At 55.0% G+C, this 3,192-nt stretch carries 1 rRNA gene; it reads right to left on the bottom strand.

What is annotated here, in order from left to right:
- Positions 1-38: 38 nt before the first annotated feature.
- Positions 39-3,107, bottom strand: a 23S ribosomal RNA gene (locus Q0937_RS17870).
- Positions 3,108-3,192: the final 85 nt, after the last annotated feature.

Here is a 3,192-nt window from a genome sequence, read left to right as displayed (position 1 = left end):
CACAGTGGACGCAAACACGCATAAACAATAAAGAATGTTGTAGTAAGTCATCAGCCATTAGTACCAGTCAGCTCCACACATTGCTGTGCTTCCACATCTGGCCTATCAACCCAGTCATCTACTGGGGGCCTCTCACACCCAAAGGGTGTATGGATATCTCATCTCGAAGCAGGCTTCCCGCTTAGATGCTTTCAGCGGTTATCCCTTCCCGACGTAGCCAACCAGCCATGCCCTTGGCAGAACAACTGGCACACCAGAGGTCAGTCCATCCCGGTCCTCTCGTACTAGGGACAGGACTTCTCAAATATCCAACGCGCGCAGCGGATAGGGACCGAACTGTCTCACGACGTTCTAAACCCAGCTCGCGTACCGCTTTAATGGGCGAACAGCCCAACCCTTGGGACCAACTCCAGCCCCAGGATGCGACGAGCCGACATCGAGGTGCCAAACCATGCCGTCGATATGAGCTCTTGGGCAAGATCAGCCTGTTATCCCCGGGGTACCTTTTATCCGTTGAGCGACACCCATTCCACAATGAGGTGCCGGATCACTAGTTCCTGCTTTCGCACCTGCCCGACATGTCTGTCTCGCAGTCAAGCTCCCTTGTGCACTTACACTCAACACCTGATTGCCAACCAGGCTGAGGGAACCTTTGAGCGCCTCCGTTACTCTTTAGGAGGCAACCGCCCCAGTTAAACTACCCATCAGACACTGTCCCTGATCCGGATCACGGACCGAGGTTAGGAATCCAAAACGACCAGAGTGGTATTTCAACAATGACTCCACACTCACTGGCGTGAATGCTTCCAAGTCTCCCACCTATCCTACACAAGCCGTTCCGAACACCAATATCAAACTATAGTAAAGGTCCCGGGGTCTTTCCGTCCTGCTGCGCGTAACGAGCATCTTTACTCGTAATGCAATTTCGCCGAGTTCGCGGTTGAGACAGTGGAGAAGTCGTTACGCCATTCGTGCAGGTCGGAACTTACCCGACAAGGAATTTCGCTACCTTAGGATGGTTATAGTTACCACCGCCGTTTACTGGGGCTTAAATTCTCAGCTTCGAACTCCGAAGAGCTCTAACCGGTCCTCTTAACCTTCCAGCACCGGGCAGGCGTCAGTCCGTATACAGCGTCTTACGACTTCGCACGGACCTGTGTTTTTAGTAAACAGTCGCTTCTCCCTGGTCTCTGCGGCCCTCACCGCTCTCACGGTTCGGGCCCCCCTTCTCCCGAAGTTACGGGGGCATTTTGCCGAGTTCCTTAACCACGATTCTCTCGAACGCCTCGGTATTCTCTACCTGATCACCTGAGTCGGTTTAGGGTACGGGCGACCGTATTCGTCACGCCGGAACTTTTCTAGGCAGTACAGGATCACTCACCTACGCCCATACGGGATCCCCATCACGTCTGACCCTTGATGACCCCAGCATTACCCGGGGTCGGGCTGCACGCTTAGACGGACTATTCCATTAAGTCCGCGGAAGCTACCTCTCTGCGTCATTCCTCGCGCTGACCTACTACAACCTTGGTTCCCAGCCTCGTCAACCTCCACACCCCGAAGGGCATGGGGAAAACTCGGGTGGTTAGCATCGACTGCCTCGGTATGGGTCCTCCTACGATCGGTTCGGGAATATCAACCCGATGTCCATCGACTACGCCTGTCGGCCTCGCCTTAGGTCCCGACTAACCCAGGGCGGATAAACCTGGCCCTGGAACCCTTGATCAATCGGCGGACGGGTTTCTCACCCGTCTTTCGCTACTCATGCCTGCATTCTCACTCGTACAGCCTCCACCACTGGGTTCCCCCGCGGCTTCGCTGGCTGCACGACGCTCCCCTACCCATCCAGCCACAAGGACTGAATGACACAGCTTCGGCGGTGTGCTTGAGCCCCGCTAAATTGTCGGCGCAGAATCACTTGACCAGTGAGCTATTACGCACTCTTTCAAGGGTGGCTGCTTCTAAGCCAACCTCCTGGTTGTCTCAGCAACTCCACATCCTTTTCCACTTAGCACACGCTTAGGGGCCTTAGCTGATGTTCTGGGCTGTTTCCCTCTCGACTATGAAGCTTATCCCCCACAGTCTCACTGCTGCGCTCTAGCGTACCGGCATTCGGAGTTTGGCTAAGGTCAGTAACCCGGTGGGGCCCATCGCCTATCCAGTGCTCTACCTCCGGTACGGAACACGCAACGCTGCACCTAAATGCATTTCGGGGAGAACCAGCTATCACGAAGTTTGATTGGCCTTTCACCCCTATCCACAGGTCATCCCCTCCATTTTCAACTGAAGTGGGTTCGCGCCTCCACGCGGTCTTACCCGCGCTTCACACTGCCCATGGATAGATCACTTCGCTTCGGGTCTAGAGCCGGCGACTGAACGCCCCGTTCAGACTCGCTTTCGCTACGGCTACCCCACACGGGTTAACCTCGCCACCGACCACTAACTCGCAGGCTCATTCTTCAAAAGGCACGCCGTCACCCCTAAAGGCTCCGACGGATTGTAAGCACACGGTTTCAGGTACTATTTCACTCCCCTCCCGGGGTGCTTTTCACCTTTCCCTCACGGTACTTGTCCGCTATCGGTCAAGAGGTAGTATTTAGGCTTACCAGGTGGTCCTGGCAGATTCACACCAGATTTCACGGGTCCGGTGTTACTTGGGAACAGCATCGCGCCGTACATCGATTTCGTCTACGGGGGTCACACCCTCTACGCCGTCGCACTCAACACGACTTCGACTATCGCTATACGTCCACGCCGGACCGTCGGCAGACAGCCCTGATACGTCCCACAACCCCCAACCTGCAACCCCTGCCGGGTATCACACAGACCAGGTTTAGCCTCATCCGATTTCGCTCGCCACTACTCACGGAATCACTTTTGTTTTCTCTTCCTGCGGGTACTGAGATGTTTCACTTCCCCGCGTTCCCTCCACACCGCCTATACATTCAGCGGTGGGTACCACGACATGACTCGTGGTGGGTTTCCCCATTCGGACATCCTCGGATCACAGTTCGGTTGTCAACTCCCCGAGGCTTAACGCAGACTCCCACGTCCTTCGTCGGCTCCTCTTGCCAAGGCATCCACCGTGTGCCCTTTAAAACTTACGGCAACACACAAAGACACAAAATCTTTAAAATTGCTTACAAGATGCTCGCGTCCACTATGCAGTTCTCAAGAAACAACCCCACACCA

Origin of the sequence: uncultured Brachybacterium sp. (assembly GCF_947500705.1) — a bacterium.
GTDB lineage: Bacteria > Actinomycetota > Actinomycetes > Actinomycetales > Dermabacteraceae > Brachybacterium.
Note: the sequence above shows the minus strand (reverse complement) of the source record. Positions and strands in the feature narration are given on the sequence as shown.